This is a genomic window from Rhodoblastus sp. (assembly GCF_052145335.1).
Classification (GTDB): Bacteria; Pseudomonadota; Alphaproteobacteria; order Rhizobiales; family Beijerinckiaceae; genus Rhodoblastus.
In genome coordinates this window covers 1-2,831 of record NZ_JBKQOU010000343.1, presented here as the reverse complement: position 1 = coordinate 2,831, position 2,831 = coordinate 1, and the positions used below count along the sequence as shown (strand labels likewise).

General features: G+C 61.6%; 3 protein-coding genes. 2 read left to right on the top strand and 1 reads right to left on the bottom strand.

Features of this window, described 5'->3' with window-relative positions; translation table 11 throughout:
- Together ACLP2E_RS20780 and gnd are read left to right on the top strand one after the other, a co-directional pair.
- The coding region (locus ACLP2E_RS20780) for a transketolase (RefSeq protein WP_442466990.1) at positions 1 to 1,535 on the top strand (1,535 nt) is incomplete at its 5' end.
- Positions 1,536 to 1,625: 90 nt separating this feature from the next.
- A complete protein-coding gene (gene gnd / locus ACLP2E_RS20775) occupies positions 1,626 to 2,645 on the top strand; it encodes a phosphogluconate dehydrogenase (NAD(+)-dependent, decarboxylating) (RefSeq protein ID WP_442466989.1) in 1,020 nt (339 codons plus the stop codon).
- Here gnd and ACLP2E_RS20770 read toward each other — a convergent pair.
- Positions 2,635 to 2,831 (bottom strand): hypothetical protein (locus ACLP2E_RS20770; protein ID WP_442466988.1); only part of this gene is annotated, 197 nt, incomplete at its 5' end. The genes gnd and ACLP2E_RS20770 overlap by 11 nt on opposite strands.

The following is a 2,831-nucleotide window of genomic DNA, read 5'->3' as shown; positions in this document are numbered from 1 at the left end:
CGACGCCCCGGATTCATGGCGTGGATGCCGCGACAGGGTCGTTGGGCCAAGGACTTTCGGTGGGGTCGGGCCTTGCGATCGGCGCGCGGATGGATAAGAGCCCGACGCGGGTCTACGTGCTTACGGGCGATGGCGAATTGGCGGAAGGACAGATATGGGAAGCCGCGGCATTCGCCGCGCATTACAATCTCGATAATCTGACAGTGATTGCTGACATCAACCGGCTCGGCCAGAGCGAGCCGACGATGTACCAGCACGACATGGAACGCTACCGGCTGAAATTCGAGTCGGAGGGTTTCGATACGCAAGTGATTGACGGACATGACGTCGCTGCGGTGGTCGCGGCGCTGGATCGCGCCAGGACCGTGAGAGGGCGGCCGCAGGCCATTGTGGCGCGAACGACCAAAGGCCACGGCTTCAGCCTAGTCGCCGACAAACTGAACTGGCACGGCAAGCCGTTCTCGAAGGAACAGCTTGCCGCTGCCATTCAGGAAAAAGGCGGTGGACCGACGGTCCCGCCCGATCCGGGAAAATCGTTCGAGCGAACATCACTGCCGAAACCGCCGGAACTGGCCTCTCCCGCCCCGCCGGACTACGCCAAGGATGCGAAGGTTGCGACGCGCGAAGCCTACGGCCTCGCGCTGAGGCGGCTTGGAGCTGCGAACCCCCATGTGGTCGCCATATCCGGCGACGTAAAAATCTCGACGTTTTCGCAGGTATTCGGCGACGCATACCCCGACCATTTTTGGCACGGATATATCGCCGAGCAGAACATGGTGAGCGTCGCTGTGGGATTGCAGGCGCGCGGCAAGGCGCCCTTTGCCGACACGTTCGCCTGCTTTCTTTCGCGCGCCTATGACAATGTGCGTATGGCGGCCATCAGCCGCGCGAACATCAATCTGTGCGGGTCGCATTGCGGCGTCTCAATAGGCGAGGACGGTCCGTCGCAGATGGCGCTCGAGGATATCGCCATGTTCCGTGCGGTGCATGGCTCGGCTGTTTTCTATCCTAGCGATGCGGTCTCCACCGAGCGTCTGACGGAGGCGATGGCCCGGCGCGCGGGCATCAACTACTTGCGCACGTCGCGGCCGAAAATGCCCATTCTGTATTCGAACGATGAAAAATTCCCGATTCCTGGTTTCAAAGTGCTGCGGAAGAGCGCGGAAGACAAGGCGACCGTGGTCGGTGCCGGCGTGACCCTGCACGAAGCGCTGAAGGCGGCGGATCAACTGAAACCGACGGGAGTTGCGATTCGCGTGATCGATCTCTACTGCGTAAAGCCTCTGGATGGCGAAGCGCTGGCCGCTGAGGTCGGCGCAACGGGCGGGCGGCTGGTGACCGTCGAAGATCATTGGCCGGAGGGTGGATTAGGCGAGGCTGTGATGCATGCCTTGGCTGCTGCGGGAGCGGCGCCGGCAAAATTCAAACTGCTGGCTGTGAACGGCCTGCCGCATTCCGGTAAACAGGATGAGCTTGTTGATGCATTTGGCATTTCTGCACGCCACATTGTTGAGGCTGCAAACGGCCTCTTGTAGGCAGCGCAAGCCAAGGGGCAGGAAGATGAGAGGCGTTGTTACACGAACTTTGGCGCGATTGGATCACGCACTCGTCTGAAGGAGGCCAGCATGCAACTTGGAATGGTCGGTCTGGGCCGAATGGGCGCCAATATGACGCGCAGGCTCATCAAGCAGGGCCACGAGTGCGTGGTCTTCGACATGTCTACGAAAACGGTCGAAGATCTGGTCAAGGAAAAGGCGATCGGCAGCGGTTCGCTGGCTGAGCTTGTCAAGGCGCTCGAAAGACCACGGGCCGTCTGGCTGATGGTCCCGGCGGCTGTCGTCGACACGACCATCGCCGACGTGCTGCCGACGCTCGAGCGGGGGGACACCCTGATCGATGGCGGCAATTCCTACTACATTGACGATATTCGGCGCGGCAAGCAATTGGCCCCAAGGGGCGTCGACTACGTCGATGTCGGCACGAGCGGCGGCGTCTGGGGCCTCGAACGCGGCTATTGCATGATGATCGGCGGACCCGATCAAGCCGTGCAGCGCCTCGACCCGATTTTCAAGGCGCTAGCCCCTGGCGCAGGCGACATTCCGCCGACCCCTGGAAAAGATAAGCGAGGCGGCACATCCGAGCTCGGTTACCTTCATTGCGGGCCAAGCGGCGCCGGCCATTTTGTCAAGATGGTGCACAATGGCATCGAGTACGGAATCATGGCGGCGTACGCCGAGGGACTTGACATTTTACGTGCCGCGAATGTCGGCAAGGAATCGCATGCGATCGACGCCGAGACGACGCCGCTGCGCAATCCCGAGCACTACCAGTACGATCTCAGCCTGCCTGACATCGCCGATGTTTGGCGACGCGGAAGCGTGATTGCTTCATGGCTCCTTGACCTGACCGCGACCGCTCTGCAGGCGGACCCGGCGCTGGCCAAGTTTGCTGGCCGCGTGTCCGATTCCGGCGAAGGCCGCTGGACGATCCAGGCGGCCATCGATGAGGGCACGCCGGCCCCGGTATTGACGACCGCGCTCTACGAACGGTTCAGCTCCCGCGGCGACGCTGATTTCCAGAACAAGCTTTTGTCGGCGATGCGCTACGAGTTTGGCGGCCACCTGGAAAAGCCAGTCAGCAAATAGTCCGACGACCAGGTCGGCGAACAATTTCCACGTTAGCCTGAGCCAATTCTTTATGAAGCTCGTGGTAGCGCCGTTCACTTTCGCTCGCGGCTGCGTCCGCACGCTCGCGGTCGGTTAGATCGACGCCGGCTCGTTCATCAAACGTTGCTCCTCCAACCAGCACCGGCACGCGACTGCCGTCTTTCC

Excerpts from the sequence above, each read along its gene's own strand:
- gnd (WP_442466989.1), top strand. The coding sequence starts at position 1,626 with ATGCAACTTGGAATGGTCGGTCTGGGCCGAATGGGCGCCAATATGACG.